Below are 22,760 nucleotides of genomic sequence, written 5' to 3'. Positions count from 1 at the left end.
TATTGCCATTTGGGGATTAGTTCAATTTTGGCTGTGCTGGCTCAATCATGCCCAGATAGCGGCCCATCCAGTAGGGGAGTAACCAGAAAACGGGTTCCCGTTCAATATCGGGTTGACCGTTGATGGCCGCCCAGGGGTTTTTGTCCCAGCGAACTACCGTGCGGATGCTGGCCGGTGGGAGTTCGCTGACCTGAAGTTCATCCAGCACCGGATTATGTACCATCGTTACATCCTCACGCTTGCTATGGTCAATTGTCCAGTTGACGAGGTCGAGCGGAGTGTCGACCAGAAATTCGACCGACGAAGCCAGCTCCACTTTTTTATTCCGGCTGTAGCAGTACAGAAAGTTTATCAGCGGGTTTTTATCGCCTTTGCGCTGTTGGAGCCAGCGGTCCATATGCTCTTCGTAGAATGCCCGAAGTTTGGGGTCGGTTTCGCAGCGAATCAGAATGGGATATACATAGGCTGCCAGTATCACATCGAAATAAATGAACCAGGCCGGATTCTGGTCGAGGTTTTTGCCCATGTTGTCGAGGTAGCCTTCCCTGTCTATTAATTGCCGATAGTGCTGTTCATATTTCGGGTTGCCCGTCATGTGATAGGCAAGCTTCAGAAACGCGAGCAGTTCCATTGAGTTCTGATTACGGTCAGGGGCCCAGTCGGGGTCGCGGTTGAGCCGGTCGGGCGACCATACGCCCCAGCGCGTATGGTTGCCGTCGATGTCGGTCAGCGTATAGTTATGCGCAATGAGATGATCGACAATCCGGGCAACGTGTTTTCGGACAACGGCTTTTTCGGCTTCGTCGGCAGCAAGTTCGTAGTAGAAGTAGTAACCCATCATGTGGCCACACACCTCGTCGCTGCTGGTATCACCTTTCCAGAGCCATTTGCCGTCGTTCGATTTATGCCATCGAACCTCAACAGGTTTAAAACGAGGTTCGTTTACCCGTTCATCAGCTCGTTCGCGGTCGGTATAGGTTCGGTTGCCATCGTCGACCCGCGTCCAGTCGGTTGGTACCACTGTTCGGGCAAAGAAACCGTCGGTATTTGTCACTTCCTGAAGTAATTTCAGAAAACCGAATGCTTTTTTTGCTTTTTGGCGGGCATCCGGATTTTTCGTAGCCGCATACCGGAAACTTTCCATGGCCAGATAATTGCCCGTGTATTCGCCATCGTTATCATCGTCGTCGGGTTCCCAGCGACTGATGTCGCCCGGTGTGGGCAATCGGCATTGCCCGGCAATCCACGGAGCGCGAATATGCCGTTGCATCAGTACGTCGTAGAAATAATCCTGCTTCTGAGCCAGCGTCATTGGCCGTTTTCGGATTGCACTAACGCCTTTGGTGGTGGCTATCCAGGCCGTTCCCTGCCTGTCGAACGTAATGTCGTTGATGTGGTCGTCGAGCAGCCACCGTCGGCTAAACCGCAGTGAATGCGTTTTATTAGGATGATAACGGACAATGCCCGCTTCAGTACCAACCCACATACTGCCATCAGGAGCCTGTTCGACACAGGTAACAAAAATGGACGGGATGCCCTGCGCCGGGCGAAGCGTTTTCTGCACTTTGCCATCCTGACGTATTGTGACACCGCCCAGGCCACCCACCCACAGGGCCTGACTGCTATCGGTAGCCAGACCTTTAACCGATGCGCTCAGCAATTCGTCGGGCTTTTGAAAAACGGTGGTTTGCTGATCGGTGGCATGATATAACCCCACGTCGGTAGCAATCCACAACCCCCCCCGATTATCGGAACGACTACTCCGAATGGAGCGAGCCAGCCGATAGGGTTTTTTCTGTACGCCTTTGGCATTTATTAACCACACACCCTGCGGGCCGAGTGCATAAATTCCTTCTTTGGCAATCGTTATTGATGCAATAGGTGCTTCGGGGCCATTAATGCGCTCAAGTTGCTGATCTTTATAACGATACAGCCCATTCCAGACACCGAACCATACGACCGACTGCTCGTCTACCACAACGGCATAGGCTGGCCCTTCGTCGGCAGAAGAGAGTACAGATGCCCAGTGTTGCTGCCCACTTTCCTTTTTGTAGATACCGGCTGCGGTTGCTGCCCAAAGGGTTCCCTGCCGGTCTGCCGCAATGTGGCGAACGTCGTTGGCTTTGCTGTCTGTTCCTATGGGGTACGGTTCATGATAGTCCTGCTCAAAGGCTGTATCGGTATAGGTTGTTACAGATGCCTGGTTTCCATGTGCCGAGCATCCCCAAAGTAGTAAACCAGCCATTCCCATGGTCAGGCTTTGCTGAAAATAGCGATACAGATTCATTCGGAAGAGCACAGGATTCGATTAGTGAGCTTTGGTGGTCAGAACTTCAGGCGGAGACGTGTCCTGGTTTATTGACACGCGAGAGGGAACCGGGGCACGGCTCTGCGTGAAGTCCTGTTGGTATACTCACGAAAAGAAGTATCGGACTATTGGAGTAGGGGAAAATTTCTGGATAGCCGACGGGCCTTGAATCAGAACAGGATTTCCTAATTGTGCCTGTATATACTTCCATTCATGCCTTTTGGGGAGGTTGCGGGTTAAATCAGGCTCATTTTTATAATTAGTTGATAATGAGAGCGCTGTGTAGATGCATATTAAGGAACTATTACCCCCGTGTGAAATTTCTACGTGTTGCGCAAATGGAAGGTTATTTTACGTAAAAAGCGAAATTTAATTAAAAGTAGCCCCTCTATATTTGTTGTGGTCAAAGTGCTATGGACAAAATCTTATTTGGGGAAATATCGTCTTTGCCGGACGATGACGATGTGATTGTGTACGATCGCCAAAAATCGTTCTGTACTCAGATCTCAAAATCCTATTCGGTTATTCTCTCGATTTATTTATAAAAATTTTGCAATTAATTCAATTGTCCTATTTCCAGGGCAGTTTAGGCAAAGGAACACAGTGGCTGTTGAGCTTTCTGATGACCTCCATTTCAATTTGAATTCCCAAAAACCAAAATACCCAGAATTCCACCTATACCTCGTACGATCATGATCTGTTCAATCGAAAGCATCCTATTGCAGGCAGTGAAGGGCGATCAGTCAGCTTTTGCTAAACTGTATCAGCATTACCGAACGCCCGCGCTTAAGTTCTGTTTCTGCCTGTTGAAAGATGAGGAAGAAGCGGAGAATATGGTGCACGACGTATTTATAAAAATCTGGGAAAAGCGAAACCTCATCAATCCTGAACTGAATTTCAGTTCATACCTCTTTACATGTCTGCGGAATATGGCTTTCGATTATATGAAGCAGGTAGAAAAGAGCCAGCTACTGCGCCAGCGGTATATGGAACGGATGGAACGGTTGAGCGACGACGACCATGAAGAGCAGGAAAACCGGGATCGGCTCCTGCGCAATGCCATCAATTCGCTGTCGGAACGGCGAAAGATGATACTGATGCTCAGTGTAGAAGGAGGAAAATCATATCAGGAAATTGCCGATTCGCTCCGCATTTCGAAGAATACTGTCAAGAACCAACTCGTAAAGGCCAAACAACTCCTGCGCGAACGGGTCGATCTGCATTAGTCATTGATGTTGGTCACTGGTCGTTAGAATATACTAATAGTCAGTGACCAACATCAATGACTAATGCCCAATCACTTCGGAACGACCGTAACAATCACCCGTTTGTAGCGACTGAGTGCCGGAGTGCCTTTGTCGGTTACGCGCAGGATAAAATGAATGGTTTGGGGCGACGTGACGGTGGGTGCTGTTACCGGAACATCATACAGGTTTGACGCGTAGGGCCGGAAACTGACGAGACCCGGATAGGTTCCGGCTTCAGGATATTGAAACCACAGATAGCTCATCGAATCGCCGTCGGGGTCGGTCGTGCCGGCCGCATTTAAATGAAACGGTTCTCCCGATCGCACAGTCAGACTGGTAGGGTGTGCCAGCGCAGGTTTTGGGGGATGATTCGCTGCCTGATACGATTTTGTACACCAGTCCATACGAGCGGCAAAATCGTTCTGAAAATCCTGCCGCCACCGCCAGATGGTGGTGTAGATGCTTTTCGGCGGGGTCGATTCGGGGGCTTCCATAAACGATTTTCGGACTAGAGCACCTGCGTAGAGCGAGTCTTCGGTGTTTGTCCAGATGGGTCGTGTTTCCAGCTCATCGGCCGGGAAATCGGGCCGGGAGAAACGGCCTTTTGGGGGAAGTGATGTAGGTTGATAGAGCCTGTACCGGCCACCCCAACCCCCAAAATCAGGATGCTCAGGATTGTTCAGGCCGTTTGGAATCAGGTTCATGAACGAAGGCGTGTCGCCTTCCATACCATAGGCCACATCGGGATACATCGCGCCCATTGGCCCATGTCCCTGCTGAATGTGCTGAGCAAGCCAGTCGCTGCTGATTACGTCGGGATGGGTTCCTTTTTCGGTAGTGTTGATGCCGCGCCACGTTGCTGCTTCATAGCCGTAACCGGGGCTACAGATGAAGAAAACGCCCGGAAATGTTTTCCGAATCCAGGGGCCCGAATCGTCCTGATCCGAGATGGTATAGACCCGCAGTTTTCGATACAGCTTTTCGGCCTGCTCTGCCGAACGGGTCTTTTGAATTTTCCACAGCGCCTGCGCCAATGTATTGGGCCCACCCCAAACCGGAACCCATAGCGGTCGGGTATCGGGCTTTTCGAGTACCTTAATAATCCACTCGGAGCCTTCCGAATCATGGCCTTCGCCAACACCACCCATGCCATAAACCGGTAGCCCTTTTTTGATGACTGCTTTGATGGCCTGGGCTGTTGGATAACCCGGCTCATGTTTGAGCAGATTGGGCTGCACTTTTCCGTAGGCATCCACAATCTGATGAATGGTTTCGGGAGCAACGCGTTGTTTCTGGTGAATCGACGTGGTGGCAACCAGTCCTTCAATATCCCATTTATTGGCATAGGTCAGAAACCGGACAAGGGATTGAGAATCGTCGGGGTCGGCTTCTATATCGGTCAGCACGAGCACCCGCGTCCGGGGTTCGGGCTTCGGTTGAGCGGGATTAGCCTGGCCATATGCCATTGACGACAATAGTATTCCGCTGGCCAGCAAACATGAGTGTAAAAGGGTTAGCATAGGGGTAAGGGGTTGGGGCAAAGGGAAAAGAGATCCTGTTAATCCTGTCGAAAAACTTACGGATTCAGCAACTCCAGTTTAGCAAAGAAATCGTTGAACATCAGATTCGTATCCATATGCGTATACACCCGAATCGACCTTCCTTGGTGGTTGTGTTCATACGAACCGGCTCGGTTGATGAGAGGAGCCTGTCTGATTACATAATCGCTGGATGATGGGTCGGGTTCGAACGACGACTGTAGGGCGGTGAGCAGAACCAAAGGGCTGTCGCCTAGTATGTAGGTTTCGCCAATGTTAATGAACCGCTGAATTCGAGTCATCAGTGTTTCGAGAGTTCCGCTCAGATAGGCACCAACTTTTCCTCTGGGTTTCACCTTAACCAGAAGCTGCGAATAGGAAAGCAGACATTGGCGATACACATTCCGGGGAACCTGCCACAATGCTATCGTCGACTGATTAAAAATGACTCTGGCGGCCGAAATGTCGATGTTCAGGTTGTATTCGGGATTGGAGTAACCCGGTGGTGGTAGCGCCAGACCGGAATATTCGGGACCACCGATCCAGATCAATGTCAGTTTGCCTGCAATTTGAGGATTTGTCAGTACGGCCGATGCAATCTCGGTTAACCCGGCTCCACAAACAACGTATAGCGGCAATTTGGTGTCGGTGCGCAAGGCTTCCTGAATGATGAAATTGACCGCTTCATTTTTTGCCGGCGTGCTGTCGTTTGCCATCGCCGTATTCGATCCGGCAAAAACAGGTATGTTGCTCGTGCTGTTCATGATCTGGAGCACTTCCCGCGCTTTTTTAGCTGCATTGTCGGCTTGTGTTTTGGAGGGGTCGAACCCATCGCCAACTTTCAGATGCGACCCGATGATGGCACGAATATCGACCGATGGGGACATCAGCAGATGTGCCAGTTGGAACAGACCATCGGGGTCACCGCTGAAGTCATTATCGACAATTACCCGCATTCGGGGTGTTATGGCGACGTTGCTGCCGACTGATTGACAGATACTTATTGCTGGGTTTGTCAGGAGGAGCAACAGGAAAAACAGGTTTATTTTTTTTATCATGGTGGTATTAGGGATTGGATTAGGGCTTTTTCATATCAATGCCGTGGGCATGCTACTGTAGTAGTTCGTCCGTGAGTTTGTGTATTTTCAGTTCCATAGGAGCGGCATGATTCCGGCAGATATCGTTCCAGCGGCCCACCACTACGTGGTTATACTGTTTTATGAAAAAGCCCTGTATCAGGGATTAGAGATGCGTAAGGTGGTTTTATTGATTCGTTGCAATGGCATTTAACCAGCCTTCATACGATTGCATAACTAGTGCATTATTCGGATTGGGTTGAATAATTGCTTTTCCCGCTTCCAGTCGTTGCAGGTGCGCCAGATCAGTATAAATTCCGGCTTTCAGTCCCGCCAGATAGGCGGCTCCCTGGGCCGAAACATCGGGCATGCCTTTGTTAACGACGGGTTTCTGTAGCAGATCGGCCAGAAATTGCAGCACAAACTGATTCGAGCTGATGCCGCCATTGACCATCAGTTCGGCCAGCGGAATGCCGGTGTCTTTTTCCATCGCCACAATCACGTCTTTAATCTGATAGGAAATCGATTCCAGAGCCGCTCGAGCCAGATGATTTTTGGCTGTTCCAAACGTCAGTCCTGAAATCGACGCTTTACGCGCCATTTGCCAGTGGGGAGCACCCAGGCCGCTAAATGCCGGAATAATATATACGCCACCATTGTCGGAAACAGCTGTAGCCATTGCTTCGGTATCGCGGCTGTTGGCAAACAAACCCAGGCTGTTTTTAAGCCATTCGATTGTTGCGCCACAGCTTACAATAACGCCTTCGAGTGCATAATCGACCGAACGTCGGCCCGGTCGCTCTTCGGTGCTCCAGCAAATGGTTGAAACCATGCCATACTGCGATTCGGTCAGTCTATCGCCAACGTTCATGATGATCGAACAGCCAGTTCCCAGCGTTGCTTTGGCCGTACCTGACGAAAAACAGCCTTCACCAAAAGCAGCCGCGTGCGAGTCGCCGATCATAGCTGTTAGCTGAACAGTATGGTCGAACAGACCGTTGAAGGTTGATTCGCCAAAAAAGGCTGAAGAAGGTTTTGGCTCTGGTAAATTCAAGCCCGAAAGGCCGAACAGTTCCAGTAGCTCGGTGTCCCAAAGGAGGGTTTTCAGGTTAAAAAAAAGCGTGCGCGAGGCATTGGTGTAGTCGGTGAAATAGCAGGCTCCGTTGGTTAGGCGGTAAAGTAGCCAGGTGTCGATGGTTCCGAAATAGGCGTTGCCCGACTGAATAGCCTGTTGCACCGATGCCACGTTTTCGGCCAGCCAGATAAGCTTGGTTCCCGAAAAATAGGGGTCGATAAACAAGCCGGTTTTTTCCCGGATCAGGGCTTCATGACCCTGCGCTTTCAATCGCTCACAAACGTCGATAGACCGTTTGCATTGCCAAACAACGGCATTGTAGAGCGGCTCACCCGCTTTATTCCAGACAACAAACGTTTCGCGCTGATTTGAAATGCCAGCTACCGAAATGTGGTGCGGATTACCACCGGCAGCCGCAAATCCGCCAATGCATTTGCCAACGGAGGTCAGCACGTTTCGGTAGATTTCTTCGGGCTCCTGTTCTACATAGCCATCGCCATAGTAATGGGTTTTCAGCGGCTCCGAAGCACGCGCCACTACCTGCCCGTTTTCGTCAAAAATGAGCGTTTTCGTGCTGCTGGTGCCCTGGTCGACTGCCAGTATAAACGACTGTTGTATGTCCATAAACGCTTACTCGTCTTTCGTATTCGATTTGTCGATAATTACGGCCAGCAGAATCACAATCCCTTTTACGACCTGCTGCCAGAATGGCGACACATTGAGCAATACCAGACCGTTGTTTAGTACACCGATAATGACAGCACCCTGCACCGTTCCCAGAATACTGCCTCGCCCACCCGACAGCGATGTGCCGCCAATAACTACGGCCGCAATGGAGTCGAGTTCGTAGCTGACACCCGCATTGGGTTGTGCCGAATCGAGTCGCGATGTCACCAGCAAGCCACCAACAGCCGCCAGTGTGCCAGCAAGGGTATAGACGATTACTTTGATCCGCTCCACATTAACGCCCGACAATCGGGCGGCACTTTCGCTGCCGCCAATGGCATAGATGTATCGCCCTAACCGGGTTTTGTTGGTAACCAGTACGGCAATTGTCACAATCAGCCCGGATACCCATACCGGAACCGGAATGCCCAGAAACCAGCCCGTGCCGAGGTACGTAAACGAATCGCCGAGGCCCGTTATGGGAAAACCTTCCGTCCAGAGCATGGTTAGCCCCCGCGCAATGGTGAGCATGGCCAGTGTGGCCACGAAGGGCGGAAGCTTGAAACGAGTGATTGCCCAGCCATTGAACCAGCCCAATGCCGACCCTGTCAGCAGTCCGGCCACCATACCTCCCAATAGCGTAAACCCGATGAACAGATTGGCACTGGGTATGGGAATGCCATTGCGAAGCAGGCCCGCCGTAATCGCACCCGACAGGGCCAGCACCGAGCCAACCGATAAGTCGATACCGGCCGTGAGCACAACCAGCGTCATGCCCGTTGAAATACATACGTTGACCGAAATCTGCCGAAGCACGTTCCAGAAATTGGCAACCGACAGAAATTTATCCGACAATAGGCTGATTGCCAGGCATAAAACAAATAGAGCAATCAGCGACTGAAAACGGATAAGTAACGGTCGGTAGGCGGTTAGGGATAACTGCATGTTGGTTCAGTTTACAGGATTCGGTTTACGGGATTCGGTTTGCAGTTTACGGTTGCTCTTCTTGTTGGCACACCTCCTTAGGCGGAGCAACCGTAAACCGAATACCATAAACCGAATACTATTTTGGTATTGCGGCTTTCAGTATGGCATCTTCAGTAGCTTCGGTAAGGCTTAGTTCGGCGGTAAGGCTTCCTTCGCACATGACTAGAATCCGGTCCGATATGGACAGAATTTCGGGGATTTCGGACGATACCACCAGAATGCTCATGCCTTCGCTGGCTAGTTGTAAAATGAGTTTATAGATTTCGTTCTTGGCGTTGATGTCGATGCCACGTGTGGGCTCGTCGAGCATCAGTACTTTCGGGTGCGTAGCCAGCCATTTCGAGAGCACAATCTTCTGCTGATTACCTCCACTCAGGTTTTTGGCGGTCTGTTTTTCCGATGATGTTTTAATCCGTAGATCGGCAATGTATTTTTGAGCCAGCGCAGTTTCCTTGCGCTGATTCAGAAAGCCAGCCTTTTCAATAGCGTCCAGCGCTGTCAGACTAATATTTGTCCGCACATCCAGGTCAAGCACCAGCCCGTCGCGTTTCCGGTCTTCGGGAACCAGGGCCATTCCGGCTTCAATGGCCCGCATGGGCGCTTTCAGTGAGATCGTTTCTCCGTCGACCTGAACCGTACCGCTGGCCCGTTTGGGGTGAAGCCCAAACAGGGTTTCGAGCAGTTCGGTACGACCCGCGCCCATGAGTCCGAAAAGACCAACGACTTCACCGCGCCCAACCGTAAACGACAGATTTTTTAGCTGAAGCTCCTGCGGTCGAATGGGGTGCGTCAGGCAAAGGTTCGTTACGGACAGCAAGGGTTCGTAACTCGCTTCGTCGGTTTTTCGCCGGATAATCTGCACTTCCCGACCTACCATTTTACGAATCAGGTTATCGTGATCCATATTGTGCATATCGCCCGACTCGATGGATTTGCCGTCGCGCAACACAACATAGTGGTCGGCAATGGTGAACAACTCATCGAGCTTATGCGAGATGTAGGCAATGGCTTTACCGCGCTGCCGCAGCTCATTGATGATGCGGAACAGCACCGCGACCTCGCTTTCGCTGATGGCCGAAGTTGGCTCGTCCATGATGATCACTTCCGATTCTTCGAGCAACGCCTTGGCAATTTCGACAACCTGTTGTTGCCCTACTTTCAGATCGGCGATGAGCGTGTCCGGGTTGATCGATAATTGCAGATCGTTCAGAAGCTGATGAGTGCGTTCCCGCATGGCGCGTTTGTCGAGAGTACCCCATTGGGTAGTCGGTTCGCGGCCCAGAAAGATATTTTCGGTGATGCTGAGATAGGGAATCAGGTTTAGCTCCTGGTGAATGATGGCAATTCCGCAGTCCTGCGCATCGCGGATCGACCCGAAATGCACAGGGGCACCCTTAAACCGAATCTGCCCTTCATAATCGGCATATACGCCCGAGAGAATCTTCATCAGCGTCGATTTACCCGCACCGTTTTCGCCAATGACGGCCGTGACTTTACCCGCCTGAAATTCCAGACAGACATTGTCGAGAGCCGTTACGCCCGAAAATCGTTTGGTTATGTTTTCTGCTACTAGCATAGGGTTGGGGGCGGGGGAGTTGCGGGGAGAGCAGGGGTGGCTCGGGTGGCTCGGAAATTCCCCGCCACTCCCCGCCATCCCTGCTAGTTAACCGAAATCGGAATAATCTCTATATCAGCTAGGTGTAAATGCGCCTGGTTTAATTCGACAGCGCCGACGAAGGTCAGTTTCTGGCCGGTTTTAGCCGTCGATTTTAAGGGCGGAATGACTTTGTTGCGGATGATGTCGTTTAGGGCTTCCGACACGCTGTTCAGATCGGCCGTGTTGTCGAACTCGGTGATTTTGATCAGGCCCGACGCATCGCGCGCGGCATTCCCAAAAATGTATTCTGTTGCCAGATTAACCGTTTCGCCCGTCGGCAGCGATACCGAAATAGTGTTATCGCCAACGCTTGTGATGGTGCCTTCGCCTTTCACCAGAAAGTAACGAATGTTGCCAATGCCTAATGCCTGTGAGTAGGTTGTGAAGGCTTTTTCTTTATCCGTTTTCAGCAACGGTAGAAGCGTAGACAGATTCGTAGCGGAATCCTGCGCGGCAGGAAGCAGCTTTTTTGTCCAGAACGTTTTGGCATAGCTGGCCGCATCGAACTTCCCGGTTTTGGCGGCTCCGGCCCTGACTTCGTCCAGCTTTCGGAAATAGACCGAATTGTAGGCTACAATAAGCACCAGCGCCAGACCGATCAGGTACGTCAGCGGTTGCGGTTTCCGATGGGTTGCGTTTCGGGTCATGGGCGGGCCGGGGTTTCGTAATCGGCACTATTTTTCTGCGTGACCAGTTCGACCGCTACCGGAATTCGCTGGGCGAAGTCGCGCTTGCCTTTAAAGTATTCGTCGGCAAACCGGGCGGCTGTTTTAGCCATCGTCTGGGGCGATTGCAGCCCCGTAGCCCTGATTTTGCGGTCGCGGATGGCATTCATGACATCATCGGCCCCGTCGAAACCATAAACCCCCACACTGTTGGCTTTGCCCGCAGCAACCAGCGCCTGATAGGCCCCCATTGCCATGGCATCGTTGCCGCAGAATACGGCATCAATGTCGGGGTGTGCCTGCAGAATGGATTCCAGCACGTCCATCGCTTTGTTACGGTCGAAATCGGCACTTTGCTGCGCCACCATGTTCAGGCCCGGATACCGATCCACCACGCTATGAAACCCCTTCGAACGATTCCAGGTGTTGTTGTCGCCCACGAGACCGAGAATTTCGACGTAGTTGCCTTTTTTATTCAAATCCTTCACAAAGTCTTCACCGATCGCAACGCAGCCCGAATAGTTGTCGGACAGAATCTGTGAGGTTGCTACGTTCGACGAGTTAACTTCCCGGTCCATGCAGAACACCGGGATGCCCGCTTCCTTCGCTTTCATCACATTAACGATTGAGCCGTCCGAATCGGTTGGATTAAGCAGAATGGCGTTGAACCCCGACACAATCGCATTCTCGAAATGATCGGCTTCCAGCGAGGTATTATTCTGCGAATCGAAGATTTTGGTTTCATACCCTAGCTTTTTCGCTTCGGTAGCCGCTGTTTCGGCCAATACGACAAACCATGGGTTATTTAGCGTCGACACAATGACGGCCACTTTTTTAGGCGCGTTTGCCTTATCGTTTCCTGAGCGGCAACTGGCAAACACGCTGGCAAACACGAGCAGAAACAGCATCGACCCATAGCTGGCCCGGCCAGAAACATCGCTTCGATTTGGGCCGAAAAGCGGATTTATGGAATGCGCATTTGGTGTCATAGGCAGGGCAGGGGCATTAGGGAAAGACAGTTACAATGACTCGCTGATAGCGCGTAAGTGCCGGAACACCCTTGTCGGTTACGGCCAGAATAAAATGCAGTGTTTCGGGCCTGGCGACTTTAGGCGCGGTGAATGAAGCAACTTTACTGGTTCGATTCGATACCATTACCGGATTGTTACTTTCGAAAGTGCCTACTTCGCGGTAGTAAATCCAGTCATACGTCAGGTTGTTGCCATCGGGGTCGGTAGAGCCTTCGGCACTGAGCGTAACTGTTTCGTTGCTTTTTGCTCGTAGTTCATTCGCATGTCCCAGTTTGGCAACGGGTGGGTGATTAGCTTCTTTATACGGTTTGATTGTCCAGTCGATGCGGGCCGCAAAATCGTTCTGGTAGGCGCTGCGCCACCGCCAGATGGTGGCTTTGTCGCTGGTATGATAACTACTGTCAATGCCCAGTACTTCGTCTTCCGCATTGGTCCAGATCGGGCGGGTTTCGGGTTCGAAAAACCACTTGCGCGTGCGGGGTGTATACAACTCGTAGCGTCCGCCCCAGCTACCATAGTCAGGATGTTCGGGACTGCCTAATCCGTTCGGAATCAGGTATAGGAAGGTTGGCGTGTCGCCTTCCATCATAAATTCGGTATGCGGGTGCTGGGCACCGAGTGGACCATGGTTTTTACGGATGTTTTCGTCGAGCCAGGGATTGTCTACGATGCTGAAATCGGCACCCGTAAAGCGCCCGTGTTTCTTATCGCCACTGATGCCGCTCCAGGTACTGTAGTGATAGCCGCCCCTGGAATGATAACCCGGACTGACGATGTAGAACAGATCGGGAAACGTTTTCCGAATCCAGGGGCCGGTGTCGTCCTGATCCGAAATGGTATAGACCCGAATTTTGCCAACAAACCGGGCCAGTTCGTCGGGGGTGCGGGTCTGGCGTACTTTCCAGAGTGCCTGCGCCAGGCAGTTGGCACCCCCCCATACCGGAATCCATACCGGTCGCGGATCGGCTTTGTCGACTACACTGATGATATGCTCCGAACCTTCCGAATCGTTACCTGGTCCTACGCCTTCCATGCCGTATTTGGGTATACCAGATTTCAGTACGCTCAACAAATAGGCCGTTTCGGGATAGCCTTTTTCGTGCAGCAGCAGGTTATTCCGTACCTGACCGTAGGCATCGACAATTTGCCGGATACGTTGGGGGGCTACCCGATTTTTCAGGTGAATGGAGGTGGTCGCTAGTAAGCCCTCAACATCCCATTGATTCGAATAGGTCAGAAAACGCACCATCGACTGAGCATCGTCGGGTTCGTTTTCGATGTCGGTCAATACGAGCACCCGCAGTTTCTGATTCGGCGACTGAGCCTGAAGTGGGCCCGTCAGAACGATCAGCACACTCAGGGCGATCAGTGAAAAAATAGGTTTCATCAGGTTTAGGAACGAAATCGGTTGAGTGATTGAGTGATTGAGTGATTGAGTGATTGAATGATTGAATGATTGAATGATTGAATGATTGAATGATTGAATTGTTTACTGCCAGAACGGACGTTGAATAATTCAATCATTCAATCACTCAACCAGCGTCAGCGCTTCGCGTGCAATGCCGTTCTCAGATAAACCATAATGGTTGAAAATCTCGATCTGAGAGCCTGTTACGGTATATTCGTCGGGAATGCCCATGATTTTAAAGCGGTTATGATAGCCATTCGTGAGCAGGAAGGATGCACAGGCTTCGCCCAGGCCACCGAAAATGCTATGTTCTTCAACCGTCAGAATGGGCACGCCTGTAGCGGCCACTGTTGCCAGCAGTGCATAGTCTAAAGGCTTAATTGTGTGCATGCTAATGACCGTTGCCCGAATTCCGTGGGTATTTTCCAGTTGATGAGCCGCCTGACGCGCCGGATAAACCGTTTCGCCAGTAGCAATCAGTACCAGATCATCGCCTTCGTTCACGACGCGCCCTTTCCCGAACTCGAACGTCTGGTTTGTTTCCGATAACAACGGCATCGGTTTTTTACCAAAGCGGATGTAAATAGGGGTGTCGAGCTGGGTTGCCTGTCGAATGGCTTGTTCAGTTTCGAAATTGTCGGCTGGCGCTACTATCGTCAGATTATGTACGGCCCGCAGTGCCGCGTAATCGTGCAGACTGTGGTGCGTCGAGCCTAATGCGCCATAGCTGACCCCCGCACTGATGCCGATCAGCCTAACCGGATTGTTCGAATAAGCCACGTCGGTTTTGATCTGCTCGAACGACCGAGCGGTTAGAAAGCAGGCTGGCGATACGGCAAAAACGTTTTTACCCGTAGAAGCCAGACCGGCCGCAACGCCCACCAGATTTTGCTCGGCAATGCCAATCTCGACGATTTGGCGGGGGTATTTCTGGCCGAAAGGTACCAGCTTACCCGATCCACGCGAATCGCTCGTAACAACCAGCAGATTGCGGTCGGTGGCCGCCAGTTCCTGAAGCGTGGCCGAAAAAACGTCCAGATTAGCCTGATAGGCCAGTGGTACTGCAGTAGCAACTTCTCCCATGTTTTTGATTATGAAGTCATTAGTCATTCATTGAAAGGTCAATGACCAATGACTAATGACCAATGACCGTTAATTCTTCCAGTGCCTGCGCGTATTGATCTTTATTCGGTACGCCGTGGTGCCATTTGAGCTGATTTTCCATAAAGCTGACACCTTTCCCTTTTACGGTATGCGCAATGATCAGGCTGGGTTTGCCCGATGCAAAGGGCAATGCATCGAACGCTTGCTGAAGAGCGGCCAGGTCGTGGCCATCGACATGATGCACTGCCCAGCCAAACGCTTCGAACTTCTGGTCGAGCGGATCAGTGTTGCATACGTCGGCGGTTGGTCCCGAAATCTGTAAGGTGTTTTTATCGACAATGGCGCAGAGGTTGTCGAGCTTATAGTGCGATGCCAGCAGAGCGGCTTCCCAGTTCGAGCCTTCTGGTAATTCGCCATCACCCAGCAGCGTAAACACCCGATAGTCGAGATCATCCAGCTTGGCAGCCAGTGCCGTACCAACGCTTAGTGGCAGGCCGTGCCCCAGTGAACCAGTGTTTTGTTCGACGCCCCTGATCTTACGGGTGGGGTGGCCAATGTAGTGCGACTGATACCGGCACAGTGTTTCAAGATCCGATTCCGGAAAAAAGCCCTGATCTGCCAGCACCACATACAACGCTTCAACCGTATGCCCTTTACTCTGAATATACCGGTCGCGGGTGGGCGACGTAAACGTTTCGGGCGAGACATTCAGCACATTGTTATACAACACGTTCAGAATGTCGATGCACGATAAACTGCCGCCGGTATGACCAGCATTAGCCCCAACAATATAGTTAAGAATGTTTCGGCGGTATTGTGCCGACTTCTGAGCCAGTTCAGCGGTGGTTAGATGGGTCTCTGCTTTCATACCTAAGCCTGGTGATGATAAACGTCCCAACCCATGTAATTTTCCAGGGCTTCTTTCAGGACGTCAGCCGTTTTTGACGCATTCATGACAACGTGATGCTCGAAACCGTTGCGGCATACATACTGCATCAGCCCCTGAAGATTACTGATCTGAGCGACGGCGCGGTTACCAAACGTGTTGAGCGGATCGTCGGTCAGGGCGCCCTCGCCAATGTAGGCTTTCATGATGCCCTTTGGGTCGTCGGTACTGATGCGACCGTAGGTGAGTGGATTGGCTGGTGTTCGACCCGCCAGTGCGCCATAGGTGTTTTCTTCGCCCACGCTTGTTCCGAGAATTGGGGCTGTGCTGATTTCAATATCAGGCAGGAACGATTTGGCCCAGTTGCCACAGTGAAACAGTACGCACTTGTTTTCGTCGTCGGCGTAGTTATTATTCCAGTCGACCAATGCACTCGGAGAACCTGAAGCCAGTTGCATGGCATACATACTGAGCGTACCGGTCACGTCGACTTCACAGGCGCTGGGTAGCATGTTTTCGCTCATGATGCTCATATTGGTGCATACATTGCAGCCGTAGTTTTGCTGCAACGAGGTCCAGCACTGGATGGCGGTGGCATCCAGTGCATATTCCTGCATGAAATTGGCCAGTACAACATCCAGTTTGGCAATCTGCACCAGTTTGTCGGTTGGGGTGCGGCCCGTGGGGGCGTAGGCCGTGATGGCGTCGAGACGGTCTTTAACGACCTGATCGGCGGCTGTTAGCTTATTGGCATCGCCCAGAATCTGCGACAGATCGACCGTAACGACCGAAATACCATTGCGTTGCAGGATCTTCTCACTATACCGTACCGTATTGAACGAACTCGGACGAGCCCCTACGGCCCCGATACGCACGTTGCGGAGCCCTTTCACGACCCGGCAAACGCCCATGAAATTCTTCAGGTCGGTTTCGAAGCTCGGGTCCGACGGATGAACAACGTGTTTGGTTGTAAGCGAATACTTAATGCCGAACTGATAGAGGTTATTGCAAACCGAGATTTTGCCACACCACGAATCCCGCCGACGCGCCACGTCGAGCCGGTTCAGATCGTCGGGGTAGGCCTGAATCAGTACCGGAACGTCCAGACGAGCCATTTTCAACGTTTCGGCCACGCCTTTTTCGTCGCCAAAGTTGGGTAGTACGACCAGAACGCCCATGATTTCGTCGGCATGTTTACGGAACAGTTCGGCGCATTTCTGGGCCTCCTGAAACGTTTCGACACCGCCCAGTTTCGTGACCGATTCGTCGAGCATGATTGGGTTAATCCCTACCTTCTCAAATACCGCTAGTAAGTCGGACCGGCATTCAGCTACCAGTCTGTCGGGAAAAAAATCTCGGTTACCAATGATGACCCCGAGTGTAATGGGGCCACTTGTTTTAACATTCATGGCTGATCTGTCTATCGAATTCCTAAATCAATCGAATAGCCATTACCCTAATTCAGGGTAGCAGGGCTTTCTTATGCTTTCGTTTTATTTGGTAGTCTGGTGTTTAGCTTCCTGCAAACCCCGGTTTTTACCTGTGTTTGGATAACAGGAATATAAACCTGTGTTTATTTAAGGGCAAATATAAAGAATCTTAAGTAAAAGAAAATAAAAGAAGAAAATAATAAATAATAGAAAATTGAAGTGCTTGAATGATCAGGCTATATGTCTTGATACAGAACCTTTGCCTGTGGCTTTGCTGCAGGCTGTAATCGTTAAAAAACGAGAAAAATCAGCAGTTTTTGGGTAGGACAGTGGAGAAAAAGCAGGTGTTTGCCTTTAGTTATCGATGAAACACTACAGTCTTACTCTCTTCTTAGTGCTATGTATGCTGAGTACACAGGCTCAGCAGTCTACTTCCCTGAAACTCTGGTATAAACAACCCGCCGGAACCACCTGGACCAGTGCACTGCCTATTGGCAATGGACGCCTGGGGGGAATGGTGTATGGTAATCCCGATCAGGAAATCATTAAGCTGAACGAATCGTCGGTGTGGTCGGGTGGGCCAAACCGAAATGACAACCCCGATGCGTTGGCGGCTCTGCCAACCATTCGGAAATTGATTTTTGATGGAAAACAGGCCGAAGCGCAGAAACTAGCCGCTAAATCCATTGAGTCGAAGAAAATCAACGGCATGATGTATCAGCCGGTGGGCAATCTGGTGCTGAATTTTCCGGGCCATCAGCAATCGTCCAATTATTATAGGGAACTGGACATTGAAAGGGCAGTTGCGACGACAACCTATACCGCTGATGGCGTTCGCTATACCCGTCAGGTGATTGCGTCGGTGCCCGATCAGGTGATTGTTCTTCGGCTGACTGCCGACAAACCCGGAAAATTATCGTTTGCTGCGTTTATGACCAGCCCCCAGAAAAACGAACGAACCGTTGATGGGGCCACTAAACTGGTGTTGACCGGTACGACCAGCGATCATGAAGGCGTGAAAGGACAGGTGCATTTTAATGCCCATGTACGGGTGCTGCCCGAGGGTGGCCAAACCAGCCGTACCGATACCTCCATTACCGTAACGGGTGCCAATGCGGCAACGCTCTTTGTGTCGATAGCAACCAATGCTGTCGATTATAAAACCCTGACTGCCGACCCGCAGGCATTGGCCGATAAGTATTTAGCTTTGGCCGCGAAACGCTCATTCGCTGCCATCCTGAACGATCATATTGCGGCTTATCGGCGCTATTTTAATCGGGTGAAGCTCGATCTGGGAACAACCGACGCGGCCAAACTACCCACCGATGAGCGGCTGAAACAATTTGCCTCCGGTAATGATCCGCAACTGGTTTCGCTCTATTTTCAGTTTGGGCGCTACCTGCTCATTTCGGCTTCGCAACCGAACCCGAAAGGGATGTTAAGTCAGCCTGCTACCTTACAGGGACTCTGGAACGATCAGATGAGTCCGCCCTGGGATAGTAAGTACACCATTAACATCAACACCGAGATGAACTACTGGCCCGCCGAGGTTACCAACCTGACCGAGATGCATGAGCCACTGGTACAGATGGTAAACGACCTGTCGAAAACGGGGCAGGAAACCGCTCGGGTGATGTATGGTGCCAAAGGCTGGGTGGCACACCACAACACCGATTTCTGGCGAATTACGGGACCTGTCGATCCCATCTATTACGCTATGTGGCCAATGGGTGGTGCCTGGCTGAGCCAGCATTTATGGGAAAAATACCAGTATTCGGGTGATAAAAACTACCTCAAATCCGTGTATCCGGCTATAAAGGGAGCCGCCCAGTTTTTTGTCGATTATCTGGTTGAGGACCCCAATCATCATTATCTGGTGGTTTGTCCGGGTATGTCGCCCGAGAATGCACCATCTACCCGTCCCAACACGTCGATCGATGCGGGGGTAACGATGGATAACCAGCTTGTATTCGATAGTTTTACCAGTACCATCCGGGCGGCAAAAGCGTTGAATGTCGATGCCGATTTCGTGAAAATTGTTCAGGATAAACTGGCGCAGCTACCACCTATGCAGGTTGGTAAATATGGACAATTGCAGGAGTGGATCGACGATCTGGACAATCCTGACGATAAACACCGGCACATATCGCATTTGTATGGGCTATATCCATCGGCGCAATTGTCGGCCTTCCGAACCCCACAACTATTTACGGCCGCCCGAAACACGCTCGAACAGCGGGGCGATGTATCGACAGGCTGGTCGATGGGCTGGAAAGTGAACTGGTGGGCGCGGTTGCTGGATGGAAACCGGGCGCTCAAACTCATTACCAATCAGTTGTCGCCAGTGGGTAGGCAGCAGGGTGGAGGAACCTATACCAACCTGTTCGATGCACATCCGCCATTTCAGATCGACGGTAATTTTGGCTGTACAGCGGGTATTGCCGAAATGATTATGCAAAGCCACGACGGAGCCATTCATCTGCTTCCGGCACTGCCCGACCGGTGGCAGGATGGTAGCATCAGCGGTTTGCGGGCGCGGGGTGGTTTCGAACTAGTGGGGCTGGTGTGGAAAGACGGCAAGGTAGCCCGAGTTACCATAAAATCGACGCTGGGAGGTAACTGTAGGTTACGGGTTCCGAATGAACTGAAGGCCAATGGCTTTGCAGTAACACCGGAAGGGGGCGAAAATCCAAACCCATTTTACCAGGTATTAGCCATAAAACAACCTATTGTGTCGCCCCAGGCGCAACTGGTGCTGCCCAATTTTCGGACAGGAAATGTGTATGACTTCATGACTCAGCCCGGTAAGACCTATACCCTTATGGCGAAGTAAAGGAGTGTGGCTTTGCTATTGGAAATTGGTCATTGGATAAGAGGACGTCTATAGCTGATGACTAATTCCCAGTTTTATGCCTGACATCGGATGGGACAAAAACGAATCCAGCTTGGTTCTTCTATGGAAATTAGTGTCAACAGAATACAACCATGGAATTAGGCATCAGTAGTTTTGGGGAAGTAAACCCCGATGGAGTAGCCGGAAGAGCCGTCAATGCACATCAGCGTATGCAGGAACTGCTCGACGAAATAAAACTGGCCGACGAAGTAGGGCTGGATGTGTTTGCGCTCGGCGAACACCACCGGCCCGATTTTATTATATCAGCTCCCGAAGTCGTTTTGGCGGCTGCGGCTGCCCTGACGAAACAGATACGGCTTTCCAGCTCTGTTACGGTGCTGAGTTCGGCCGACCCGGTTCGGACGTTTCAGAATTTTGCGTCACTTGATCTGATCTCGAACGGCCGCGCCGAAATTATGGCGGGGCGCGGATCGTTCATCGAGTCGTTTCCGCTGTTTGGCTACGACCTGAACGACTACGACGAACTCTTTACCGAAAAGCTGGACCTGTTACTCAAAATCAATCAGCAGGAGATCGTTAGCTGGCAGGGGAATCTTCGCCCGTCCATTCCGAATCGGGGTGTTTATCCCCGGCCCTTTCAACCGGCATTGCCGATCTGGATTGCGGTGGGTGGAACACCCGCGTCGGCTGTGCGGGCGGGTTCACTGAATCTGCCGATGGCGCTGGCCATTCTGGGTGGTACACCCGATCGCTTTGTGCCGTTCGTAAATCTGTTTCGGCAATCGGCCGAGCGAGCCGGACACGATGTGAGTAAATTACCGCTGGCCATTAACTCTCAGTTTTATGTGGCCGATACGTCGCAGCAGGCAGCCAATGAGTTTTTTCCGCCCTACGAACTGCTAATGAACCGGGTTGGAAAAGAGCGGGGCTGGTCGCCAATTGGCCGTGATCATTTTGAGTTCATGCGCGAACAGGGACCGCTGATGGTGGGCAGTCCGCAACAAGTCATCGACAAGATTCTGTATTTCCACGAGTTGTTTGGCAATACGCGGTATCTGGGGCAAATGATTACCGGTCAGGCTATTGAACACACCAGCTCAATGCGGTCCATTGAATTGTTTGGTACGGTGGTTGCCCCGGCTGTTCGGAAGGCGATTGGTGGTTAGTCATCGGTCACTAGCCATTGGGAAGGATCTAATGACCAATGACTAATCACCAATGAAAGCGTTTTCGGGTTGTTCGTAACTACGCAATCCCGCCTGCAATCGTTTCTGGATAATTCGGCGAAGGCGTTCGGGTTCGAGTACGATCATGCCTTCGCCAAAGCCCAGGATTTCTTTTTCCAGCTCAAAATTGTGCTGAACACAAATCTGAACGACAATGCCTTCGCTGGTGCGTTCCAGAATCTCCTGTGAATGATGAAGCGGTTTGGTTTCAACGTAAGGAGCATGGAGTCGACTCACAAACAGCTTTACCTTCATGGCCCGCATGTTCTCACTGACCGATACACCGATCACATCGCGGTAAAACAGATCAGGGTCGGTATGGCTGGCAATATAGTCGATGTCGGGAGCAGTCGCAACGGTCAGCATTCGGTCTAAGGCCAGATTCATGATTTGCCCTTTTCCATCGCGAACGCCCACTGCAAACCAGCGGTTTTTGAACTCTTTCAGCCACCAGACATGAAAAATAAGTGTCTGTGGTTGTCGGGCCGAAAACGACTGGTAGTCGATCCGAACGGCCTGTTTCTGAATGATGGCCTGATACAGATCGTCGAGGAAATGAAGCCCTTTAAGGTTTTCGTTCTTTTCGAAATCAATTACGGGTACTGATTTCTGAGCCGTCGAGTAAACATAATCTTCCAGTTTCTGCACCACTTCGTTCAGTGCCGTAAAGTGCGAAAACCCTTTAAACTGCTTCAATACGTCTACTGCCTGGTTCATACGCACCAGATCGCCGTCTGATAGGGGAATGTTGGTGATGCTATAGGTCGGATCTTCGTAGGTGTAGTATTTTTTATCGACAACAACAATAGGCGCAAAGTAGCCCAGTTTATCGCTGCGCATCATCTGCAAATCGGCCTGGATGGTTCGTCGGCTGATGCCTTTGTCGATTCCTTCGTATTCAAAGAGCGCTTCCGATACTTTTTCGATCAGCGCATCGAGTGTCCATTTACGCTGCCGATTGCGCAGGCAGGCATCCAGTGTTTTATAGCGAATAAGGGCGTTACGGTTGACGGGCATCTGATTTTCAGATATTTTTTGGGGAAAATCTGAAAATTTTCTGAACTGCGCAAAAAGACTGCGCAGATGTCCTAAATCTTTGCAACGACGGGAGCATCGATAACCGAACCGGATGCGGGTTTCTGCATAGCCCCATAGTGTCGCAGCCACTGGTTGAAATCGATATGCTGTTGGTTATTTATGATTCTGTCGCGATCTGTAGGCCGGAGGTTCGAATCCTCCCGCTGTTTCGGCAGTGTAGCTCAGGGGGTAGAGCAACAGGAAAATGCAGGTTCGAATCCTGCTATCAACGCTGTAAAGGTTGATCCATTGGATGGGGAAGCCGACCACTTCTAAAACAGGTCACCATGTTCCAGAAAACTACGCAGGAGCTATCTGGTTGGGCGACCGATTCGTCGGAAGCACAACAATTTGGCCCAGGCCAGCAGGCCAATACCGCGTTTGTCGGCGTACGTTGCCGTAGCCTATGTGCTCTGATCGATAAGTTGCTTTGAAAAGGCAATTGCCTGTCTAAAAGCAGTCGTTGGTCTGATCGATTCGCACCGCATCGTACCAGGGCACTCGTCAACCGGCTTCCGCTCTGGC

17 protein-coding genes are annotated in these 22,760 nt (G+C 51.3%); 4 read left to right on the top strand and 13 right to left on the bottom strand.

From position 1 onward, the window contains the following. Nucleotides 1–16: 16 nt before the first annotated feature. Nucleotides 17–2,287: a two-component regulator propeller domain-containing protein gene (locus WBJ53_RS18470; protein ID WP_338868803.1), complete on the bottom strand. Its 2,271-nt coding sequence runs from the start codon at nt 2,285–2,287 to the stop codon at nt 17–19. Nucleotides 2,288–3,000: 713 nt separating this feature from the next. Here WBJ53_RS18470 and WBJ53_RS18465 point away from each other — a divergent pair. Next, nucleotides 3,001–3,534 (top strand): RNA polymerase sigma-70 factor, encoded by a 534-nt coding sequence (locus WBJ53_RS18465; RefSeq protein WP_338868801.1) that lies wholly within the window; start codon nt 3,001–3,003, stop codon nt 3,532–3,534. Between the two features lie 71 nt (nt 3,535–3,605). On the opposite strand, the gene WBJ53_RS18460 is transcribed toward WBJ53_RS18465, so the two are convergent. The 11 genes from WBJ53_RS18460 to WBJ53_RS18410 all read right to left on the bottom strand — a co-directional run bounded on the left by WBJ53_RS18460 (nt 3,606) and on the right by WBJ53_RS18410 (nt 17,057). Continuing rightward, nucleotides 3,606–5,075, bottom strand: coding sequence for a nucleoside hydrolase-like domain-containing protein (locus WBJ53_RS18460; RefSeq protein WP_338868799.1), 1,470 nt, complete (start codon nt 5,073–5,075; stop codon nt 3,606–3,608). Between the two features lie 56 nt (nt 5,076–5,131). Continuing rightward, a complete protein-coding gene (locus tag WBJ53_RS18455; RefSeq protein WP_338868797.1) occupies nt 5,132–6,151 on the bottom strand; it encodes a nucleoside hydrolase in 1,020 nt (339 codons plus the stop codon). Nucleotides 6,152–6,356: 205 nt separating this feature from the next. Continuing rightward, nucleotides 6,357–7,868, bottom strand: coding sequence for a glycerol kinase GlpK (gene glpK / locus WBJ53_RS18450; RefSeq protein WP_338868795.1), 1,512 nt, complete (start codon nt 7,866–7,868; stop codon nt 6,357–6,359). 6 nt (nt 7,869–7,874) lie between these two features. After that, entirely contained in the window at nt 7,875–8,855 is a 981-nt protein-coding gene (rbsC, locus tag WBJ53_RS18445) for a ribose ABC transporter permease (protein ID WP_338868793.1), read from the bottom strand. A gap of 118 nt (nt 8,856–8,973) precedes the next feature. Beyond that, nucleotides 8,974–10,473, bottom strand: coding sequence for a sugar ABC transporter ATP-binding protein (locus tag WBJ53_RS18440; RefSeq protein WP_338868792.1), 1,500 nt, complete (start codon nt 10,471–10,473; stop codon nt 8,974–8,976). An 83-nt stretch (nt 10,474–10,556) separates the two neighbouring features. After that, nucleotides 10,557–11,201, bottom strand: coding sequence for a DUF2291 domain-containing protein (locus WBJ53_RS18435; protein WP_338868790.1), 645 nt, complete (start codon nt 11,199–11,201; stop codon nt 10,557–10,559). Next, on the bottom strand, nt 11,198–12,127 hold the full coding sequence (locus WBJ53_RS18430; protein WP_338877207.1) for a D-ribose ABC transporter substrate-binding protein: 930 nt from the start codon (nt 12,125–12,127) through the stop codon (nt 11,198–11,200). The genes WBJ53_RS18435 and WBJ53_RS18430 overlap by 4 nt, the downstream gene beginning before the upstream one ends. Before the next feature lie 97 nt (nt 12,128–12,224). Further along, nucleotides 12,225–13,637 carry a nucleoside hydrolase-like domain-containing protein gene (locus tag WBJ53_RS18425; protein ID WP_338868788.1) on the bottom strand — a complete coding sequence of 471 codons (1,413 nt, stop codon included), beginning with the start codon at nt 13,635–13,637 and terminating at the stop codon, nt 12,225–12,227. A gap of 141 nt (nt 13,638–13,778) precedes the next feature. Beyond that, nucleotides 13,779–14,741, bottom strand: a complete 963-nt coding sequence (locus tag WBJ53_RS18420; protein WP_338868786.1) for a transketolase C-terminal domain-containing protein — start codon at nt 14,739–14,741, stop codon at nt 13,779–13,781. A 52-nt stretch (nt 14,742–14,793) separates the two neighbouring features. After that, nucleotides 14,794–15,630 (bottom strand): transketolase, encoded by an 837-nt coding sequence (locus WBJ53_RS18415; protein ID WP_338868784.1) that lies wholly within the window; start codon nt 15,628–15,630, stop codon nt 14,794–14,796. A gap of 2 nt (nt 15,631–15,632) precedes the next feature. Then, a complete protein-coding gene (locus WBJ53_RS18410; RefSeq protein WP_338868783.1) occupies nt 15,633–17,057 on the bottom strand; it encodes an L-fucose/L-arabinose isomerase family protein in 1,425 nt (474 codons plus the stop codon). Nucleotides 17,058–17,481: 424 nt separating this feature from the next. On the opposite strand from WBJ53_RS18410, the gene WBJ53_RS18405 reads away from it, so the two are divergent. Both WBJ53_RS18405 and WBJ53_RS18400 read left to right on the top strand, forming a co-directional pair. Further along, complete coding sequence (locus tag WBJ53_RS18405) at nt 17,482–19,911, top strand: glycoside hydrolase family 95 protein (protein ID WP_338868781.1); 2,430 nt, start codon at nt 17,482–17,484, stop codon at nt 19,909–19,911. A 152-nt stretch (nt 19,912–20,063) separates the two neighbouring features. Continuing rightward, complete coding sequence (locus WBJ53_RS18400) at nt 20,064–21,098, top strand: Atu2307/SP_0267 family LLM class monooxygenase (protein ID WP_338868778.1); 1,035 nt, start codon at nt 20,064–20,066, stop codon at nt 21,096–21,098. A gap of 42 nt (nt 21,099–21,140) precedes the next feature. Here WBJ53_RS18400 and WBJ53_RS18395 read toward each other — a convergent pair whose 3' ends face one another. Further along, nucleotides 21,141–22,175 carry a WYL domain-containing protein gene (locus WBJ53_RS18395; protein WP_338868776.1) on the bottom strand — a complete coding sequence of 345 codons (1,035 nt, stop codon included), beginning with the start codon at nt 22,173–22,175 and terminating at the stop codon, nt 21,141–21,143. 347 nt (nt 22,176–22,522) lie between these two features. Between WBJ53_RS18395 and WBJ53_RS18390 the strand changes: the two genes are divergently transcribed. Further along, nucleotides 22,523–22,669 carry a hypothetical protein gene (locus WBJ53_RS18390; RefSeq protein ID WP_338868774.1) on the top strand — a complete coding sequence of 49 codons (147 nt, stop codon included), beginning with the start codon at nt 22,523–22,525 and terminating at the stop codon, nt 22,667–22,669. Nucleotides 22,670–22,760: the final 91 nt, after the last annotated feature.

Source organism: Spirosoma sp. SC4-14 (assembly GCF_037201965.1).
Taxonomy (GTDB): domain Bacteria; phylum Bacteroidota; class Bacteroidia; order Cytophagales; family Spirosomataceae; genus Spirosoma.
The sequence above is the reverse complement of the archived record's forward strand: the minus strand, read 5'-3'. Positions and strand labels throughout refer to the sequence as shown.

Coding starts and splice junctions, on each gene's coding strand:
- WBJ53_RS18425 (WP_338868788.1), bottom strand. CDS start 13,637: ATGAAACCTATTTTTTCACTGATCGCCCTGAGTGTGCTGATCGTTCTG.
- WBJ53_RS18465 (WP_338868801.1), top strand. CDS start 3,001: ATGATCTGTTCAATCGAAAGCATCCTATTGCAGGCAGTGAAGGGCGAT.
- WBJ53_RS18460 (WP_338868799.1), bottom strand. CDS start 5,075: ATGCTAACCCTTTTACACTCATGTTTGCTGGCCAGCGGAATACTATTG.
- WBJ53_RS18420 (WP_338868786.1), bottom strand. CDS start 14,741: ATGGGAGAAGTTGCTACTGCAGTACCACTGGCCTATCAGGCTAATCTG.
- WBJ53_RS18405 (WP_338868781.1), top strand. CDS start 17,482: ATGCTGAGTACACAGGCTCAGCAGTCTACTTCCCTGAAACTCTGGTAT.
- rbsC (WP_338868793.1), bottom strand. CDS start 8,855: ATGCAGTTATCCCTAACCGCCTACCGACCGTTACTTATCCGTTTTCAG.
- WBJ53_RS18390 (WP_338868774.1), top strand. CDS start 22,523: ATGTTCCAGAAAACTACGCAGGAGCTATCTGGTTGGGCGACCGATTCG.
- WBJ53_RS18415 (WP_338868784.1), bottom strand. CDS start 15,630: ATGAAAGCAGAGACCCATCTAACCACCGCTGAACTGGCTCAGAAGTCG.
- WBJ53_RS18470 (WP_338868803.1), bottom strand. CDS start 2,287: ATGAATCTGTATCGCTATTTTCAGCAAAGCCTGACCATGGGAATGGCT.
- WBJ53_RS18455 (WP_338868797.1), bottom strand. CDS start 6,151: ATGATAAAAAAAATAAACCTGTTTTTCCTGTTGCTCCTCCTGACAAAC.
- WBJ53_RS18400 (WP_338868778.1), top strand. CDS start 20,064: ATGGAATTAGGCATCAGTAGTTTTGGGGAAGTAAACCCCGATGGAGTA.
- WBJ53_RS18410 (WP_338868783.1), bottom strand. CDS start 17,057: ATGAATGTTAAAACAAGTGGCCCCATTACACTCGGGGTCATCATTGGT.
- WBJ53_RS18440 (WP_338868792.1), bottom strand. CDS start 10,473: ATGCTAGTAGCAGAAAACATAACCAAACGATTTTCGGGCGTAACGGCT.
- WBJ53_RS18430 (WP_338877207.1), bottom strand. CDS start 12,127: ATGCTGTTTCTGCTCGTGTTTGCCAGCGTGTTTGCCAGTTGCCGCTCA.
- WBJ53_RS18395 (WP_338868776.1), bottom strand. CDS start 22,175: ATGCCCGTCAACCGTAACGCCCTTATTCGCTATAAAACACTGGATGCC.
- glpK (WP_338868795.1), bottom strand. CDS start 7,868: ATGGACATACAACAGTCGTTTATACTGGCAGTCGACCAGGGCACCAGC.
- WBJ53_RS18435 (WP_338868790.1), bottom strand. CDS start 11,201: ATGACCCGAAACGCAACCCATCGGAAACCGCAACCGCTGACGTACCTG.